General features: G+C 58.7%; 18 protein-coding genes and 3 tRNA genes. 11 read left to right on the top strand and 10 right to left on the bottom strand.

The annotated features are described in order from the left end of the window. The first annotated feature begins 21 nt into the window (after positions 1-21). Positions 22-834 (top strand): crotonase/enoyl-CoA hydratase family protein, encoded by an 813-nt coding sequence (locus AD662_RS14480; protein ID WP_018602007.1) that lies wholly within the window; start codon positions 22-24, stop codon positions 832-834. 6 nt (positions 835-840) lie between these two features. Beyond that, complete coding sequence (nudC, locus tag AD662_RS14485; RefSeq protein WP_018602005.1) at positions 841-1,671, top strand: NAD(+) diphosphatase; 831 nt, start codon at positions 841-843, stop codon at positions 1,669-1,671. Here the strand turns inward: nudC and AD662_RS14490 are convergent. Next, complete coding sequence (locus AD662_RS14490; protein ID WP_018602003.1) at positions 1,639-2,418, bottom strand: TSUP family transporter; 780 nt, start codon at positions 2,416-2,418, stop codon at positions 1,639-1,641. The genes nudC and AD662_RS14490 overlap by 33 nt on opposite strands. Before the next feature lie 392 nt (positions 2,419-2,810). On the opposite strand from AD662_RS14490, the gene AD662_RS14495 reads away from it, so the two are divergent. From AD662_RS14495 to AD662_RS14505, 3 genes are all read left to right on the top strand, one after another. Continuing rightward, positions 2,811-2,884, top strand: a tRNA-Cys gene (locus AD662_RS14495). A 194-nt stretch (positions 2,885-3,078) separates the two neighbouring features. Beyond that, positions 3,079-3,165, top strand: a tRNA-Leu gene (locus tag AD662_RS14500). A 247-nt stretch (positions 3,166-3,412) separates the two neighbouring features. Then, positions 3,413-3,862, top strand: coding sequence for a hypothetical protein (locus AD662_RS14505; RefSeq protein WP_211264967.1), 450 nt, complete (start codon positions 3,413-3,415; stop codon positions 3,860-3,862). A gap of 101 nt (positions 3,863-3,963) precedes the next feature. Here the strand turns inward: AD662_RS14505 and AD662_RS14510 are convergent, their stop codons facing one another. Next, positions 3,964-4,326, bottom strand: coding sequence for an NUDIX hydrolase (locus tag AD662_RS14510; protein ID WP_018601999.1), 363 nt, complete (start codon positions 4,324-4,326; stop codon positions 3,964-3,966). Positions 4,327-4,611: 285 nt separating this feature from the next. Between AD662_RS14510 and AD662_RS14515 the strand changes: the two genes are divergently transcribed. Next, complete coding sequence (locus tag AD662_RS14515) at positions 4,612-4,797, top strand: hypothetical protein (RefSeq protein ID WP_053188225.1); 186 nt, start codon at positions 4,612-4,614, stop codon at positions 4,795-4,797. Positions 4,798-4,994: 197 nt separating this feature from the next. Here AD662_RS14515 and AD662_RS14520 read toward each other — a convergent pair whose 3' ends face one another. Together AD662_RS14520 and AD662_RS14525 are read right to left on the bottom strand one after the other, a co-directional pair. Then, the gene (locus AD662_RS14520) at positions 4,995-5,225 is read right to left on the bottom strand and encodes a hypothetical protein (RefSeq protein WP_018601995.1); all 231 of its coding nucleotides are present in this window, start codon (positions 5,223-5,225) and stop codon (positions 4,995-4,997) included. A 152-nt stretch (positions 5,226-5,377) separates the two neighbouring features. Continuing rightward, positions 5,378-5,632: a DUF6555 family protein gene (locus AD662_RS14525; protein ID WP_018601993.1), complete on the bottom strand. Its 255-nt coding sequence runs from the start codon at positions 5,630-5,632 to the stop codon at positions 5,378-5,380. A gap of 220 nt (positions 5,633-5,852) precedes the next feature. Between AD662_RS14525 and AD662_RS14530 the strand changes: the two genes are divergently transcribed. After that, entirely contained in the window at positions 5,853-6,752 is a 900-nt protein-coding gene (locus tag AD662_RS14530) for a polysaccharide deacetylase family protein (protein ID WP_053179663.1), read from the top strand. A gap of 103 nt (positions 6,753-6,855) precedes the next feature. Then, a complete protein-coding gene (locus AD662_RS29800) occupies positions 6,856-7,047 on the top strand; it encodes a DUF2188 domain-containing protein (protein ID WP_074849700.1) in 192 nt (63 codons plus the stop codon). A 151-nt stretch (positions 7,048-7,198) separates the two neighbouring features. Here AD662_RS29800 and AD662_RS14535 read toward each other — a convergent pair whose 3' ends face one another. The 3 genes from AD662_RS14535 to AD662_RS14545 form a co-directional block, all read right to left on the bottom strand. Then, positions 7,199-8,995, bottom strand: a complete 1,797-nt coding sequence (locus AD662_RS14535) for a DAHL domain-containing protein (protein WP_053188228.1) — start codon at positions 8,993-8,995, stop codon at positions 7,199-7,201. 264 nt (positions 8,996-9,259) lie between these two features. Continuing rightward, positions 9,260-10,114, bottom strand: coding sequence for an SPFH domain-containing protein (locus AD662_RS14540; protein ID WP_018601987.1), 855 nt, complete (start codon positions 10,112-10,114; stop codon positions 9,260-9,262). Positions 10,115-10,238: 124 nt separating this feature from the next. Beyond that, positions 10,239-10,326: transfer RNA gene (locus tag AD662_RS14545), tRNA-Ser, on the bottom strand. A gap of 124 nt (positions 10,327-10,450) precedes the next feature. On the opposite strand from AD662_RS14545, the gene AD662_RS14550 reads away from it, so the two are divergent. Beyond that, complete coding sequence (locus AD662_RS14550; protein WP_053188233.1) at positions 10,451-11,122, top strand: Bax inhibitor-1/YccA family protein; 672 nt, start codon at positions 10,451-10,453, stop codon at positions 11,120-11,122. 492 nt (positions 11,123-11,614) lie between these two features. On the opposite strand, the gene AD662_RS29315 is transcribed toward AD662_RS14550, so the two are convergent. The 3 genes from AD662_RS29315 to AD662_RS14565 form a co-directional block, all read right to left on the bottom strand. Further along, positions 11,615-11,815, bottom strand: coding sequence for a nucleoid-structuring protein H-NS (locus tag AD662_RS29315; protein ID WP_156334907.1), 201 nt, complete (start codon positions 11,813-11,815; stop codon positions 11,615-11,617). Positions 11,816-11,990: 175 nt separating this feature from the next. Continuing rightward, positions 11,991-12,269, bottom strand: a complete 279-nt coding sequence (locus AD662_RS14560) for a DUF1652 domain-containing protein (protein ID WP_003201764.1) — start codon at positions 12,267-12,269, stop codon at positions 11,991-11,993. Between the two features lie 191 nt (positions 12,270-12,460). Then, positions 12,461-13,924: an MFS transporter gene (locus AD662_RS14565; RefSeq protein WP_053188239.1), complete on the bottom strand. Its 1,464-nt coding sequence runs from the start codon at positions 13,922-13,924 to the stop codon at positions 12,461-12,463. 132 nt (positions 13,925-14,056) lie between these two features. On the opposite strand from AD662_RS14565, the gene AD662_RS14570 reads away from it, so the two are divergent. Next, positions 14,057-14,962 (top strand): LysR family transcriptional regulator, encoded by a 906-nt coding sequence (locus AD662_RS14570; RefSeq protein WP_053188242.1) that lies wholly within the window; start codon positions 14,057-14,059, stop codon positions 14,960-14,962. A gap of 332 nt (positions 14,963-15,294) precedes the next feature. Further along, a complete protein-coding gene (locus AD662_RS14575) occupies positions 15,295-16,752 on the top strand; it encodes a serralysin family metalloprotease (protein ID WP_053188245.1) in 1,458 nt (485 codons plus the stop codon). Positions 16,753-16,755: the final 3 nt, after the last annotated feature.

Genomic DNA, 16,755 nt, shown 5'->3' on the forward strand with positions numbered 1-16,755 from the left:
AGCCGGTAAAGGATCACTGCCATGTCGCAATACCAAGCGTTCAACGTCGAACTTGCAGACAACATTGCCCATGTGCAGATCAATCGCCCGGAAAAGATCAATTCGATGAACGCCGCGTTCTGGAGCGAGATCATCGAGATCTTCCAATGGATCGATGACACCGATGCCGCACGGGTGGTGGTGCTCAGCGGCGCCGGCAAGCATTTTTCCTCCGGCATCGACCTGATGATGCTGGCAGGCGTGGCCAACGAGCTGGGCAAGGACGCAGGGCGCAATGCACGCCTGCTGCGGCGCAAGATCCTGCAACTGCAAGCCTCGTTCAACGCCGTGGACAATTGCCGCAAACCCGTGCTCGCGGCGATCCAGGGCTACTGCCTGGGCGGGGCCATCGACCTTATTGCCGCCTGCGACATGCGTTACGCGGCCGAGGACGCGCAATTCTCCATCAAGGAGATCGATATCGGCATGGCCGCCGATGTTGGCACATTGCAACGCTTGCCCCGGATCATCGGGGACGGCATGCTGCGTGAACTCGCTTATACGGGGCGCACCTTCGGTGCCGACGAAGCGCGCAGCATCGGCCTGGTCAATCGTGTCTACAGCGACACCGCCAGCCTGCTCGACGGCGTGATGGGCATTGCCCGGGAAATCGCCGCCAAGTCGCCGATTGCCGTGACCGGTACCAAGGAAATGATCAGCTACATGCGCGACCACCGCATCGACGACGGCTTGGAATACGTCGCCACCTGGAACGCCGCCATGTTGCAATCGACCGACCTGCGCGTGGCCATGGCCGCCCATATGAGCAAACAGAAACCTGAATTTCAGGATTGATTGACCATGATTTCACGCTGGACCACCGCAGTACTCGATACCGCTCTTGCTGGCGGGTGGGCCGTCGCCCGCAGCCCTGAGGGCTTTCTGTTCGATGACAACGGCGCGCTGTTTCCCCGCGAATGGCTCAAGCGGCAGGATTTGTCGATTCTCGCCGAGCACGGCATCGGTCACCTGGATGGCGAGCCGGTCTACCTGTTGGAACTGCACAGCCCGCTGGACATTCCTGGCTGTAACTGGAAAGGCTTGCGGGCGTTCATGCTCGAGGATGACCACACACTCTACAAAGTGTTGGGTTATGCGGCACAGATCGGCACCTGGGCCCGCGAGCATCGTTTCTGTGGCAGTTGCGGCAAGCGCATGAGCCAGATTCCGTTGGAACGGGCCATGTATTGCGACGCCTGTGAGCTGCGGCACTATCCGCGGATTTCACCGAGCATGATCGTGTTGATTACCCGCGGCGATGAAGTCCTGCTGGCCCGTTCACCGCGCTTCGTCACGGGCGTCTACAGCACCCTGGCGGGGTTTGCCGAGCCTGGCGAGTCGGCCGAGGATTGCCTGGTTCGCGAGGTGCGCGAAGAAGTCAGTATCGAGGTGAAGAACATCCAGTACATGGGCAGCCAGTGCTGGCCGTTCCCCCATTCGATGATGCTCGGTTTCCACGCTGAATATGCAAGTGGCGACATCGTGCCCCAGGAAGATGAAATCGAGGACGCCCAATGGTTCAACGTCCACGACCTGCCACCGTTACCGGCCTCGCGCTCCATCGCCCGCTACCTGATCGACCTGTATGTGGCGCGGCGCTTAGGCCACGCTGAACCAGTGCTGCCAGGCTAGGCGCACGGTCAAGCCCAGCACCACGGTGATGAACACCGGTCGGATGAACTTCGCACCGCCGCTGATGGCGGTGCGAGCGCCGAAGAACGCGCCAATCATCACCGACAGGCCCATGCTCAGGCCGATGACCCAGTCCACTTGCCCGGAAAAGATGAACACCGACAGCGCCGCGATGTTGCTGACGAAGTTCATGCTGCGGGCCACGCCGCTGGCCTTGACCAGGTCGATGGGGTAGAGCAGCAGGCTGCTCACCGTCCAGAACGCCCCCGTACCCGGCCCGGCCACGCCGTCATAGAAACCCAGGCTGAAGCCTTGGGGCGACTGCCATGTCTTCTTGATCGGTGCGTTGCTGTCTAGCGGTGCCTTGGGCGTGCCGCCGAACAACAGGTACAGGCCGCAGGCGAAGACGATCACCGGCAGCATCTTGTTCAGCCATTCAGCGGGCAGGTAATGGGCGACGATGGCGCCGGTCAGGGCCCCGACCAGGGTGCCGACGAGGGCATGAGTCCACTGCCTTGGGTGGAACAGCTTGCGCTTGTAGAAGGTGAAGCTGGCCGTCGCCGAGCCGAAGGTCGAGCTGAGTTTGTTGGTCCCTAAGACCAGGTGCGGCGGCAAGCCTGCTGTCAGCAGCGCCGGCGTGGTCAGCAGCCCACCACCACCGGCGATAGCGTCGATGAAACCGGCAATGAAGGCGACAACAGCAAGGATAGCGAGGGTAGTGAGGTCAACACTGAGTTCAAAAGGCATGGAATAGGCTTATTCGGCAGGTTGCAGAAGAGCTGCGGGGGAGGCCGGTATGTTACCCATAATGGTGCACGGCTGCGACAGCCACTAAGATCGGCGACATTCCCCGTGGCGAGGGAGCTTGCTCCCGCGGGGTTGCTCAGCAGCCCCAAAAGCCTTCCACCCTCCACCTGACAGCCGAATGTGTTTGCCTGGCGGAAGCTGGCCGGTGGACGAATTTTTTTTGAAATCAAGGGGTTGCCAGCCTAGGCAAATGAGTACATAATTGCGCCCATCGAACGCACTGGGACGTAAAAAATCTCAATGTTTTCAAGGAGATAGCGACGCATAGGTGTCCTGTATCCTGATCAGGTTTGTACACGGTTGATGTGGTTGCATTGCATCAAGCGTTCTGAGGCCGAATAGCAAAATGGTTATGCAGTGGATTGCAAATCCACCTACGCCGGTTCGATTCCGACTTCGGCCTCCACTTTTAAAAAGCTCTGTAGATCTATGATTTACGGAGCTTTTTTATTTGCGAAGCATTGAAAGGTTTTGTCTTGAAAAGGGCATGAGCTACCTTGCTTCGCAGGGGAGGGATGTATATATTCCCCCCTCTTGCTGCACCAGCCAGGGCATCGGCCATCAGATTCTGCCGACGTTCCCATGGCTAACCGCGCTACCGCCCGAATGGCGAAACTGGTAGACGCATGGGACTTAAAATCCCCCGCTCGTAAGGGCGTGCCGGTTCGATTCCGGCTTCGGGCACCATCTAAAATCAAGGGTTTGCGAGCGAAAGCTAATGCAAACCCTTGTTCGTTTCCGCTTCTGAAAACTGTCATGGAGCGGAGCTCAAGCCTCTGGGCATTTTCACGCGCGAACCTCTACACTCGGCGCTGAGATTAGGGTGAAGTGGCCAGGCGGATATCTCCCGTCCAGGCCCTGTCGAGCACGCTAATCCTTAACCATGGAGAGGTATCGAGTGAAAACAATCGCAACGATGAGTCTGTTGGCCTTGATGAGCAGCAGTGCCGCATACGCTGGAGAGACAACGTCCGCCGATGGGAAAACCCTGGCCGTGAACTTTGGCGAGCCGACGGTCAAGCAAGTGCTGCATTATCGGAAAATGTACGACAAGAAGCCCTTTCCCGATGCGGAAATTTATTACTACAGCAACGGCTTGTACAAGATCATCTCTCAGGGAGAAAACCATTACGGTGTCTATGTCTTGCAGGGTCAACACACCGACGAGACCTACACCGTGAAGTTCATCTCCCTGCCTTCCCCGGACTGGGGAAATAAAACCGCGTATCACCAGCTCACCTTCATTCGAGGTGATGCACAGAACGTGTTTATCCAGAACGCGATTGTCGACACCGGCGAGGCCATTGCCCAGCAGAACGGGACCTACACCCAGGAAAAGAACACCGTGCTCAATCCCATCAGTACCGCTTGGAGCAAGAAGTGAGTTCATTGCGCCAAAACTGAGTTTTTATTGGCTTATAAAACAACAGGTTGCATGATATTTATCATGCAGCCTGTTCGGTTTAAGGCATCGGGGTCGACGCCTCACAATCGCCGGCGAAACGCCTCGAGAATATCCCGCGTGCCTTTTTTCATTTGCAACTGAGCAATGGCATCCAGCGGGTGCCAGAGGCAGTCGATGATTTCATTCTGTGGCCGGGCCGCCGTTGAATCGGTGACTGACGCTTCGAATACGTGATGCTCGGTTTGCCCGTCATTGATTCGCATCAGGTAGAGCAGGTTCTCGACGTCCAGGCCAGTTTCCTCTGCCAATTCCCGGATGGCTGCCCCGGCATGGGTTTCACCGCGTTCGACGGTACCGCCCGGCAGCGCCCAGCGGCTATTGGCTTTGCGAACCAGCAAGATGTGGCGATTGTCCTCGCAGATGACGGTCGCTCGAATTTTCATGGTCGTGCTCAATCAGTGACTGTCATTAAAGTGAAATATAACTGCAATATTTGCGCCTGGCATTAGCTGCTTCGTTCAAATGTCGAGTTTTTCAAGGTCTTATCCAATACGACCGCGACGGAGCGGGACAGACTGAGCCTATTCGTGCCTGCCATCGCTCCAATCCATCTCTCCGACCGCTAGCACTAGGTTTTCGACCGGTTATCGCCTCAAATGAATCAGCTTCAAAAAAATGAATCCATGTTGGGTGCATTGGCCGGCCCCAATAGGGGAAGGAAGCGAGAAATGACCACCGTTGAAGACTTCAAGATCAAATCCCATGAGCTCCTGGTGGAGCTGGATACGGCCACAGCGGAAATGATGAAGCTCATATGTGTTCATCAAATGAGCGGATCGACTTGGGATGAGGCGGTCCAGCGTCAACATGAAGCCTATGAGCAATGGGTCACTTATCTGAATGAGCGAGGGTAGGTGCCATGCGCGCGCCTCGGGCCGTGAGGGCGGCGGGGCCTCCACAAGCGGTCAATAGCAGGATTCTGGCATTCATGTGGTTCTCCCGTTGCGGCTTTTGCGCCAGTGCCTATCAATTTCGAGGCGCAAAAAATGTCCGCGTTCCATCAGTTTTCCAACCGGTAGAACTCAAAGGGAAACACCTCTGACGTGGGGCCTCAGCGAAACTTGGGTAGCGGCGGTTCAGCGGGCTTGAGTGACGTCAGTGCGCTCTGGATCGACGGGGCGTCCTTGTCGATGTCGTTGAGCCGATCCCGGATACGCACCGCGGTAGGGTGCCCGCCTTGGTGGTCGACCCAGTCGGCGATTTCCTTGCAGGCTGCCGCGAGCCTGGCCTGACGCGATTCCAGCAGGGTGAGCAGGGTGGTGATGGACTCTTTTTCGGACATGTCACACCTCCATTCAGGGGTTGATGAGGCAGCACAAAACCCGCCAGGGGCGGGCTGTGCCGTGGTTTAAGCGTAGTTGAGTTATTTCGGATCTGTCGAAGAATCCGGCGCCCGGTCAGACAACCGGCGCGCCGGAAACGGTACGCGTGATTTCAGCCGGACTCCTTGACCCAGGCTGGCGCGACGCTCGCCCGCCAGCGCACATCGGTAATGCCGTATTTTTCCGCAAGGGGCTTGGAAACCCGCTTGACTTTTTCCCTGCCGAATTTCGGTATGCGCCCGACCCCCGCGTCGCAGCTGGCCCAATGCCAAGCCTCGGAGTTATTCATCGCTTCTGCGCGAATAATGAATGACTTGGGTTCGCCATGAAGCATGTAGTCAATGATGTAAAGCGATGGCCCGCCCATAAATCCTCCCTAATTAGTCCTATACGGATGGATGCAAAGGCATGCGGAAAATTCCATCGAATTTCCAGACGGTCAAATTAATACCGCCCAGCGTAGAGCGCGGAGTACAGCAAATTTTGCAAACAAGGAACCAAACCCGGTTACCCTTCTCCAAGGTGAGCTTCAGCACCAAGGCCAGGGATCAAAGGCGAGGCAGTGCGGCATCAACAAAAGGCAAAACATGAAAAACATCGCCAGGGTGCTGTTCATCGCAGCCCTTGCTATTGGTTTGTCGGGCTGCATTGGCGCCCCCATCGAACTGACGCCGCAAACCGAACAACGCTTGCGCGAACAACCTCCGATCCGCTTCCTGCTGACGTTCGATGATGGGCCCAGCGCCTCCTCTATCTGGAACCCTAGCCTGGAGGTGCTGGACGCACTCGCAGACAACCCGGTACAGCCCGGCATCAAGGCGGTGTTTTTCCTGCAGACCCGTGCGCCGCGTGCCGGGGGCAGTGATATTGGCCGCTCGGTGATGCGCCGTCAGCAGCAGGAAGGCCATGTGCTGGGCTTTCATACGGCGACCTACTGGCACACCAATCACCGGTCCCTGAATCCTGACGAGCTGGAACAATCGCTCACTCACGGCAGTCGTGATATTGCCGCCCTGAGCGGTGCAGCACCCACCTTGGTCAGGCCACCCTTCTGGAGCTTCGACAGGCGCACCGCTGCTGCGTACCGACAACATGGCCTGCACATTTTGTTGACCGACCTGAGCGCAAATGACGGCAAAGTCTGGGGCATCACGATGAGTCCGCGGCGGCGGATCAACCTGACCCGGCAACTCTCCGAAGTGCGCGAGCGCATCGCCGCCGGGCAATTGCCAGTGGTGGATGGGGTCATTCCGGTGGTGGTGACGTTTCACGACATCAATCGTTATACCGCCCGGCATGCTCGCGAATACCTGCAAATCCTGCTCGACAGTGCCAAGGCGACTGGCGTGAGGACCGCCGCCAAGCCGTTCTATGATGACCACCAGGCGCTGGCGCGAGCGGCCTTGGCGCGGACGGTCGATCGCAGCACTGAACCCGTGCATTTGCCGGGGCTGTGGGACTGGTTGTGGGATTCGGATTCCCACTGAGGGCGCGACGCGTGCAGTGGGTGTCGCGACGTCCGGTTGGCCACCCTGGGCAATCAGCGTGTATGGTAAGCCGTGCACCCTTGGTTAAAGTCGGAGGTGACTGATGAGTACTGCGATGCTGACGAAAATGCACATCAATGGTTATGACGTGCTCAGCGTAAACAGCGGCCCATGGAGGGTCTGTACCCAGGCTGACCGGCTGGGCTCCTTTGCTTCCCGTGAGGAAGCGCTGGCCTACGCTGCCGCATTGCCGACCCGCAGAAGCCGTAGCGGCCGGCCTGCGAACACGAAATAGGTAGGGCCGGTACATCCAGCCTTTCGGTGACAGGTACACCATCTCGAGCAAGCTCGCTCCCACCGTTTTTCCGGGTGTTCAGCAATCGTGTGTTCACCAGAAATCCCCTGTGGGAGCGAGCTTGCTCGCGATGGTCTTGGGTCAGCTGTGATCAAGTGCGCGCCAACTCCAGCGGGACTTCCAGGGTAAACAGGGCGCCTTGCCCCGGTCCGTCGCTATGGACATGAAGGCGGCCGTTCATTTCAACCGCCGCCAGGGCGCAGCTGTGCAAGCCAAACCCATGGCCGTCCTTGCGGGTCGTGAAACCGTGATTGAAGATGCGGGCCAGGTTCTCCGGGGAAATACCTTCGCCTCGGTCCTTGACGCTGAGGCATAGCGTCGTTTCGTCGAGGATGCGGATCCCCAGGGTCATTTCCCGTGGGTGCTCACTGATGTGCGACATCGCGAACTTGGCGTTGCTGATCAGGTTGATCAGGATCAACAGCAACCTGTGCTTGTCCCCCATGATTGCAGGAACGTCCTGATATTCCTTGAGGACGGTGACGTGATGCCGACTGAGCGCGCCCGAGTTCATGCGTAGCGCATCTTCGAACAGATCGCTGACATTGAGCGGTTCGATCAGCCTGGCGGCTCCCGCATAGGTTTGTTGGGTGGTGACGATTTCCTTGATGTGATCGATGCTCTTGGTCAACTGCGCCAATTCATCGATAAGCAGTTTCTGTTCGGCGGCGATGGAGTCGACCAGCTCGTTGAAATAACGCGGCAGCAACCGGCCTTTTTCATCAAGGGTAATGAACTGGCCAAGATCCTCGGCATGCTCATTCATCATTTTGACCGCTTTGGTGAGCCCGAGTGTCTTGCTGGTCCTCAACTTGCGGGTCACAAGCTCGGCGGAAATATTCACGCTGTTGAGCACATTCCCGACGTTGTGCAACACATTCGTGGCGATTTCGGCCATGCCCGCCATTCGGGCCGCATCCACCAGTTCGCGTTCGGCCTCCATCAACTCACGGGTGCGTTCCTGCACGCGCTCTTCGAGGCGTTCATTGGACGTTTGCAGCGCCTGGTTGATCTGATTGATCGTGGCGTAACTGCGAACCAGCCGCACCGCCAGGTAGATCATCAACAGCGCCATCAAGCTGGCACACACGGCCAGGTAGATATGGTATTGACGGTCGGTTGCGGCGGTCCTGCGTTGTGTCTCGTTCAACAGCTCATTGATGCTGTCCAGCTCCTGGGCAACCGGAATGACGCTGATGCGATCAAGCAGGTCATTGACGACAGGTTGTTCCTGGGCAACGGTCTTGACGTGCTGGATCAGGGTCATGAAGGGGCCCTGATAGGTCGCGGGCAATTGGTCGATGTAGGGTTCCAGCTCAGTTAATTTGCCTTGCGCTTCCCGGGCTTTGTCCGAGCTGGCATCAAGTGCGAACTCCAGTGTCGTCAGGGTCAATTCAAGCACATTGGACGCCGCGGTCAGGCGCTCCATGGGACTTTCGATGCTCATCTCCTTGAGCAGTGTCTGAAGCTGGTCTTCGACCTGCGGCAGCGCGTCCAGGGACGTGCGCAGATTGGCGTTGTGCTGTTCGAATTGCTCTACCAGCGAGGTCTTGTTCTTGACGGCGTCCACATAGCCCTTGCGCCTGGAGGCCCACAGCGCCGCCAAGGGGCCGGAGCTATTGAGTCGCTCCAACTGCTGCCAGCGGCTGTCCGCCTCCGCTGGCGGTGCCAGTGACAGGTTGTGGTTGACGCCGATCTTCTTCCTGAGGATCTTGCCGTTCCAGTTAGCGTCGGCCTGCTTGAGTTGGCGGATGAAGTCGCGGGATTCGAAGTAGGTCGATGAGTCGTACGTGTATGACTTGATTAAAAAGAATATCAGTGCGGAAAAGACAACAAGCGCGACGGCCAACAGGGCGGGCCATTTATATTTTTTGATAATCGTGGTCACGCTATTCTCCTGTTCAGGGCGCTTATCGAAGGAGTCGGTGAGTTCCCGAGGGGGGAGAGATGCTCGAGGAGAGAGCCGAAAGGGAGGAAAGGTAAACGTCGTACGGATGGTCGTGTCGGTTTGCTTTTGCCTGGGTACACGTTGAGCTCCCTGCTAACGATGAACGTCGGGTTCATGGTTGAGTGTAGCGCTAACGAGAGGGGCCTTGCTGCGGGAGCGCTCCGGGACGGAGCAGGCGCGGCCGGGCAGGCCGCGCCTGTAGTGTTACTTGATGTCGATGAAGGGCAGGGCGCCGTTCGGCAGCACGGTGGTTGGCAAGACACCATTCCAGCGCTCGGCCTTGGTCAGTTCCACCAGGTTCTGGTTGCTGGCCAGGGCCTGGGCCCGTGCCTTGATGGCTTCGGCTTCGGCTTTGCCGCGCAACTCGGTCGCCAGCGCGTCTGCCTTGGCCTGCGCCACTTGCGAATCGGCTTCCGCCTGGGCCTGGGTTACTCGAATCTGCGCTTGCACCTGTTCGGTGGCGAGCTGTTGTTCGCGGGTCTTGACCTGGACTTCCGCGGCCATGCGCGCTTCGATGGCCTTCTCGTAGGCGTCACTGAAGTCGATGTTCTCGACCTGGACGCTGTCGATGATCACCGGGCCGGTAATGGTGGCCTTGATGGCCGTGGAAATATCGTTGACCAGTTGGACGCGGTTCTGCACGGCAGCCACGGCGTTGAACTTGCCAAAGACGTTTTCCACCTGGGTAGGCACCTGGCGGCTGATCATCCGGTCGCGGATGCCTTCAAGATCCTTGAACTGGGTATAGACCTTCGCGACATCGGAAGGCGCGATGTGCCAGGACACGGACACCTTGAGCTCGGCGGACTGTTGGTCCTTGCTGTAGGCCTGGAGGTCTTCATAAGCCGTCACTTGGCTCTGGACGCTGATCAGGCGTACCGACTCGATGAACGGCATCTTGAAGGACAGCCCTGGTTCAACCACCCCGACCAGCGCCCCGTTGCGCAGCAGCACGCCACGCTCGGTTTCGTCGACCGTGTACCAACTGCCAAAGAATACGCATAACAAGAGGATGCCCGCGATTGCAGCAACGATGGAACCGATGGTTTTACTGGTCACTTTTCTTTCCTTGAGTGGCTGGGGAGGGTTTGCCATAGCTGTGTCCAATGTTGAAGCTGCAATCGGCATTCTGAATGCCAGACACGAAAAAGCCCTGAATAATCAGGGCTTTAACGTTAAAAAATGGCGGAGGCGATGGGATTCGAACTCATGGACCTGTTACAGTCGACGGTTTTCAAGACCGTTGCCTTAAACCACTCGGCCACACCTCCGTATTGCGTTGCGGGCGCCATAATACCCGAATGAAACACACTGTCAAACTCTCTACGTAGCTTGTTACAGAGCGTCTGTTATGATCCTTGCCACTGAATGTTTCAAAACCGGAGGAGTGTCGCCATGCGCGATCAGGATTACGCAGTGAACAACAGCGTGCAGGCTGAGCAGCTAGAGGTTAGCCGCGTCCTGCGCAACACTTATGGCCTGCTGGCACTCACACTCGCTTTCAGCGGTGTGATGGCCTACGTCGCACAACAGATGCGGGTGGGTTACCCGAACATCTTCGTCGTGCTGATCGGTTTCTACGGCCTTTTCTTCCTCACCAACAAACTCCGTGATTCGGCCTGGGGCCTGGTGTCGGCTTTCGCCCTGACTGGTTTCATGGGCTTTTTGCTCGGCCCGATCCTCAATCGCTACCTGCAAATGCAGGGCGGCGCCGAAGTGGTCAGTTCGGCCTTCGCAATGACCGCGCTGGTATTTGGTGGCCTGTCGGCCTACGTGCTGATTTCCCGCAAGGACATGAGCTTCCTGGGTGGCTTCATCACCGCAGGTTTCTTCGTCTTGCTGGGGGCGACGCTGGCCAGCTTCTTCTTCCAGATCAGCGGCCTGCAACTGGCGATCAGCGCCGGCTTCGTGCTGTTCTCGTCGGTCTGCATCCTGTACCAGACCAGCGCCATCATCCACGGCGGCGAGCGTAACTACATCATGGCCACTGTCAGCCTGTATGTATCGATCTACAACTTGTTCGTCAGCCTGCTGCAGCTGTTCGGCCTGATGGGTCGTGACGACTGATTGCATTGGTGATGAGTGAGTAGTCCGCTTTGGCGTGAGGCTGTTCACATAGAAGCAACGGCGTTTTTCAGAGATGAAAAGCGCCGTTTTTTTTGGTTTTTTTGAAAGCCTTGGGATTTACTTGCTTTGATGTGTATATCCGTTTCTGCGGTAACGGCCACTTAGGGTTCCGCCCTGACGGCGGGTCACTTTTGGAAGAGCCGGGAGCCGGACCAGCCAAAAGTAACCAAAAGCGCTTTGCCCCACCACTTGGTGCCTCGCCTAGGCTCGGCATCCATGCCGAGGTGCCCACTGCGCAATGCCTGCGTTCGGCCAGCGTGGTTTAACGGGGCGTCGAGATCAAGATCAAGATCCAAAGCAAGAGCAAGAGCAAGAGCAAGAGCGGGATACATGCCAGCATCTATGTGGCTGATTCACCGCCATCGCGAGCAAGCTCCCACACAGGAGAAGTTCCCACAGGAGAAACGCGATCATCCTAAGCCAGGTCGGCTACTAGGCCGCCTCGCGGTGGACGTTGATCTCGGGCGCCCCGTTAACCACAATGGCCGAACGCAGGCATTGTGGAGTGGGTATCCCGGCATGGATGCCGGGATAGCCGCGCTGGGCCATGGATGGCCCTTCGCGGCGGGCCCACGGAGCAATGCCGGAGTGAGGGCACACCGAGCCTAAGCGAGGCGCCGAGTGGTGGGGCATGCGTTTTTGCTTACTTTTGGCGCTCTTCCAAAAGTGAGCCGCTGTAAGAGCGGAACCCTAAGTCGCCGTTACCGCAACAACGGATATGTACACATCAATCCAATAAAAAAAAACGGCGCCTGCCCATACAAATGGGAGGCGCCGCTTTATCTAGCAGTAAAAAGAACCAACCCTGTCAGGAAGCAAACCGCCGCAACCCCACCGGTGGCACAAAAGCTTCCAGCTCGGCCTCTACCGCCTCGATTATTCGTTCCACATCCGGAGCATTCATCACGGTCGCGCAGGGGATGCCCGCAATGGCGATCATGGTCTCGCCGCTGGCACGGTCAAACAGCCGGGCAACCATGCTGCCAGGCGCATCCATGCTCGCTTCGAATCCCATTGGATGGAAGTGCCAGCGCATCAACTGGCAAGCGTTGGGGAACGTAACCTTACTGAAAGATCCTTTATTCATGTTGCCCGCCTTCTTCAATCGAGCGCTTCCTTTTGCCCATGTCAGGAAGGAAGAGCCATCATGGCTCTACCAGTGAGAACTAAAAATAGCACCTGAAAATGAAGCACATGTGGATTTTTTCAGTCCGTTTTGCGATTGGTTCACTTTTTTTGATCTGGATCACGACTTAAGCGGTAATGCCCAGAATGCCATCACGCTTGGCTGGGGTTGTCCCGAGGCTTGGGCAAGGGCTCTGGCCCGCGGCTTTTCCAGGCGATGAGCAGGGCCAGGGTCACCATCGCCAGGGCGACGGCGAAGGTCGTGTGCAGGCCGTTCGTCACCGCCTCGGGGCTGGCGCGGGTGATGTCATTCGTCGCCGCCGCGGCTGCAAACACCGCGCCGAGCACGGAGGCTCCGGTGAAAAAACCCAGGTTACGCGACAGGTTGAGCAGCCCGGCGATGACGCCACGCCTCTGGACAGCCACATCGGCCATGACAGCCGTGTTGTTGGCCGTCTGGAAGAACGCGTAGCCGAGGGTCGTCACCACGATAGCTGCGAGGTAGCCGACGGTGCCAAGGGCTGGGGGAACCAGTGACAGCATCAGGCAGCCGATGACCATGGTCGCCAGGCCGGCGAGCCGCATGGGCTGCACGCCGAAGCGATCCGTCAGGCGTCCGGCAGGCACTCCGGCCAACGCCGCGACAGATGGGCCAGCGGCCAGCACCAGCCCCACGAAGGCCGCCGGCAGTCCGAGGGTGATGGACAAGTAAAAAGGCCCGACCAGCAGCGTCGCCATCATGACCGTCGCGACCAGGGCGTTCGTCGCCAGGCCTGATACCCATGATTTGTCGCGAAACACTGTCAAGGGAATCAACGGCGATACGGCCCGGGACTGGGCCCGAATGAACAGTCCGCCGCCCACGAGCGCGATCAGCAGCAGTGCACTATTCAATCCGCCAAAGCTCCCGCGCCCGGAGGTCATGGCCAAGGCATAGGCGGCGAGCGTCATTGCCAACAGCAATGTACCGGTTACATCGAAGCGGGTGCCTTCGGGCTTCGGCGGGACTTCACGCACCGGTAGCGAATACCACGCCAGCCCTAGCGTCAGCAGGCCGAGGGGGATGTTGACCAGGAACAAGGCCGGCCAACCGAACCCGCTGATCAACAGGCCGCCAAAGGACGGTCCAAGGGCCGTGCCCACCGCCGACAGCGTTGCCAGCAGCCCCATGGCGCTGCCGGTTTTTTCCTGGGCGACCGTTTCGCCGACCAGTGCCAGGGTCAACGTCATCATGATGGCCGCCCCCAGGCCTTGCAGCGCCCGCCCGGCGACCAGCAGCCAAAGCGAGGGCGCCAGGCCGCATACCGCCGATGCCAAGGTGAACAGGGCGATACCGGTCAATAGCAACTTGCGCCGGCCCATCAGGTCTCCCAAACGGCCGACACTGACAATCAGTGTGGTGATTGCCAGCAGATAGGCCAGCACCACCCATTGGACCTGCTGGAAAGAGGCGCCGAGCGCCTCGGCCAGCGTCGGCAGTGCCACCGCGGCCACACTGGCGCCAAGGGAGGCGAGCAGCGTCGAGAGCGCAAGGCTGGCCAAGGCCCAGCGAGGTGAAAGGAGCCGGTGTGCGGGCGCGGTTGCCGACCGGTTTTGTTGCGTGTTGACGGGTCTCATCGTGTCACCTGTATCCATGGCGCTCGAAACGGAGCTGTCAGAACGTTACGCCCGGGCATAACATGGCGGAAGACGCAGCAGTTGCAGGTTATAGCTGCAACAAACGCCATCTGTTCAATTCGAGATACCGCCATGTCTTCGCCTGACCTCAATCTGCTCGTCACCCTTGATGTGCTGCTCTCGGAAGGCAGCGTGGCTCGGGCCGCCCGGCGCTTGCAGCTCAGCCCGTCGGCCATGAGCCGGGCACTGGCGCGGTTGCGTGAAACCACCGGTGACCCGCTGTTGGTTCGGGCCGGGCGAGGGCTGGTGGCGACGCCCCGTGCGCTGGAGTTGCGCGAACAGGTCAGCCACCTGGTGCAGCAGGCCCAGGCGGTGCTGCGGCCAGTGACGACCCCGGATCTTGGCCGCTTGAGCCGAACTTTCACGTTGCGCACCCGCGAAGGGTTCGTGGAGAACTTTGCCATCGACCTGATCACCCGCATCCACGAGCAAGCGCCCGGCGTGCGCCTGCGTTTCGTGGAAAAGACCGACCGCGACAGCACGGTGCTTCGCGAAGGCACCGTGGACCTGGAGACCGCCGTTGTGGACAAGGACACCAGCCCGGAACTGCGAACCCAGGCGTTGTTCAGCGACCGTTTGATCGGCGTAGTGCGCGCGGGACACCCGCTGAGCCAGGCAACAGTGAGCGCCGCCGGTTATGCCGCAGGTGGGCATGTCGGTGTGTCGATGCGCGGCCTGGATCATGGCCTCATCGACCAGGCCCTGGCGGCTCTGAATCTGTCCCGGGAAATCGTCACCAGCGTGCCAGGCTTTTCCTCGGCGCTGGGCTTGGCCCGCGCCAGCGACCTGATTGCCAGCGTGCCCGAACGCTACACCGCGAGCCTGCGGGTCGGCCTGCACAGTTTTGCGCTGCCGTTTCCAGTACCTGGGTTCACGATCGCCATGCTCTGGCATCCGCGGATGGACGCCGACCCTGTGCATCGCTGGCTTCGAGGCTGTCTGCGGGAAGTGTGTGCACGTAAAACAGTAGAGGTTTAGTAGATATTGATTAATAGCATTTCGCTGGCACTTAGTTGGAGAAAGTGCGACGCGTTGCACAAATTGCTAGTTATCGATATTTAATATTTAAATAGAATTTTGTCTGACAATCCTTAACTCAGGCAGTTGAATGCGCGCACTAACGAGGCAGAAACCTATTGTTTGTTGGTGTTATGGAGAAACCGTGAAATTGAACGAAAAAAATTGCTAGACGTTTGATTTCCAATTGTGTCAGGTTTCTTGCGTCCTCATTGGGCGAGTGATAGGACGATCTCGCCAGAGATTGTCTGTCTGACTAACTCTATTCCATTTGCAAACAAGGAAGTGTGTTTATGTCGAAAGTCAAAAGCAGCGCTATCGATTCTGCCGAACAACTCCTCTGGGCGCCGCAATCATTGGCGGCTCCCAGTAATGCGTTCAACCAGATCAATAGTTTCAGCCACCAATACGACCGGGGCGGCAACCTGACCGTCAACGGCAAACCGTCGTACTCCGTCGACGAGGCGGCCACTCAGTTGCTGCGCGACGGCGCGGCTTACCAGGACCGGGACGGCAGCGGCAAGATCGAGCTGACCTATACCTTCCTGACGTCCGCCTCTTCCAGCACCATGAACAAGCATGGGATCAGCGGCTTCAGCCAGTTCAGTGCGCAGCAGAAAGGCCAGGCAGCCCTGGCCATGCAATCCTGGGCGGACGTGGCCAATGTCACCTTCACCGAAAAAGCCAGCGGCGGCGACGGTCACATGACCTTCGGCAACTACAGCGGCGGCCAGGATGGCGCGGCGGCGTTCGCTTATCTGCCGGGGACGGGTGCCGGCTATGACGGGACCTCCTGGTACCTGATCAACAGCAGCTACACCCAGAACAAGACCCCGGACCTGAACAACTACGGCCGCCAGACCCTGACCCACGAAATCGGTCACACCCTCGGCCTGGCCCACCCGGGTGACTACAACGCTGGCGAAGGCAGCCCGACCTACGATGACGCCACGTATGGCCAGGACACCCGTGGCTACAGCCTCATGAGCTACTGGAGCGAAAGCAATACCGACCAGAACTTCAGCAAGGGCGGCGTCGAAGCCTACGCCTCCGGTCCGCTGATGGATGACATCGCGGCCATCCAGAAGCTCTACGGTGCCAACACCACGACCCGTACCGGCGATTCGACCTACGGTTTCAACTCCAACACCGGTCGTGATTTTCTCAGTGCGTCTTCGTCGTCGGACAAAGTGGTGTTTTCGGTATGGGACGCGGGCGGGCGCGATACCCTGGATTTCTCCGGTTTTACCCAGAGCCAGAAAATCAACCTCAATGACGCCTCGTTCTCCGATGTTGGCGGCATGGTGGGCAACGTGTCCATCGCCCAGGGTGCCGTCATCGAAAACGCCATCGGCGGTTCGGGCAGCGACTTGCTGATTGGCAACACGGTGGCCAACGAACTCAAGGGCGGCGCGGGCAACGACATCCTTTGGGGCGCTGGTGGCGCAGACAAGCTCTGGGGTGGCTCGGGTTCGGACACCTTTGTTTTTGCCGCCAGTTCCGATTCGCGGCCGGGGGCGACGGACCAGATTCTCGATTTCGTCAGCGGCCTGGACAAGATCGACCTGACCGGTATCACCAAGGGCGCGGGCCTGCACTTCGTGAGTGCGTTCACCGGTGCGGCGGGCGATGCGGTGTTGTCGACATCGGGTGGCAACAGCCTGCTGTCGGTGGACTTCTCCGGGCACGGCGTGGCTGACTTCCTGGTCAGCACCGTTGGCCAGGCAGCGGTCTCGGATATCGTGGCCTGATGC

This window comes from Pseudomonas kilonensis (assembly GCF_001269885.1).
GTDB lineage: Bacteria > Pseudomonadota > Gammaproteobacteria > Pseudomonadales > Pseudomonadaceae > Aquipseudomonas > Aquipseudomonas kilonensis.

Bases quoted from the DNA above. Each gene is read 5' to 3' on its own strand.
- AD662_RS14565 (WP_053188239.1), bottom strand. From the start codon at position 13,924: ATGAGACCCGTCAACACGCAACAAAACCGGTCGGCAACCGCGCCCGCA.
- AD662_RS14525 (WP_018601993.1), bottom strand. From the start codon at position 5,632: ATGGGCGGGCCATCGCTTTACATCATTGACTACATGCTTCATGGCGAA.
- AD662_RS14510 (WP_018601999.1), bottom strand. From the start codon at position 4,326: ATGAAAATTCGAGCGACCGTCATCTGCGAGGACAATCGCCACATCTTG.
- AD662_RS29800 (WP_074849700.1), top strand. From the start codon at position 6,856: ATGAGTACTGCGATGCTGACGAAAATGCACATCAATGGTTATGACGTG.
- AD662_RS14505 (WP_211264967.1), top strand. From the start codon at position 3,413: ATGAGCAGCAGTGCCGCATACGCTGGAGAGACAACGTCCGCCGATGGG.
- AD662_RS14550 (WP_053188233.1), top strand. From the start codon at position 10,451: ATGCGCGATCAGGATTACGCAGTGAACAACAGCGTGCAGGCTGAGCAG.
- AD662_RS29315 (WP_156334907.1), bottom strand. From the start codon at position 11,815: ATGCCCCACCACTCGGCGCCTCGCTTAGGCTCGGTGTGCCCTCACTCC.
- AD662_RS14575 (WP_053188245.1), top strand. From the start codon at position 15,295: ATGTCGAAAGTCAAAAGCAGCGCTATCGATTCTGCCGAACAACTCCTC.
- AD662_RS14480 (WP_018602007.1), top strand. From the start codon at position 22: ATGTCGCAATACCAAGCGTTCAACGTCGAACTTGCAGACAACATTGCC.
- AD662_RS14570 (WP_053188242.1), top strand. From the start codon at position 14,057: ATGTCTTCGCCTGACCTCAATCTGCTCGTCACCCTTGATGTGCTGCTC.
- nudC (WP_018602005.1), top strand. From the start codon at position 841: ATGATTTCACGCTGGACCACCGCAGTACTCGATACCGCTCTTGCTGGC.
- AD662_RS14560 (WP_003201764.1), bottom strand. From the start codon at position 12,269: ATGAATAAAGGATCTTTCAGTAAGGTTACGTTCCCCAACGCTTGCCAG.
- AD662_RS14490 (WP_018602003.1), bottom strand. From the start codon at position 2,418: ATGCCTTTTGAACTCAGTGTTGACCTCACTACCCTCGCTATCCTTGCT.
- AD662_RS14515 (WP_053188225.1), top strand. From the start codon at position 4,612: ATGACCACCGTTGAAGACTTCAAGATCAAATCCCATGAGCTCCTGGTG.
- AD662_RS14530 (WP_053179663.1), top strand. From the start codon at position 5,853: ATGAAAAACATCGCCAGGGTGCTGTTCATCGCAGCCCTTGCTATTGGT.
- AD662_RS14520 (WP_018601995.1), bottom strand. From the start codon at position 5,225: ATGTCCGAAAAAGAGTCCATCACCACCCTGCTCACCCTGCTGGAATCG.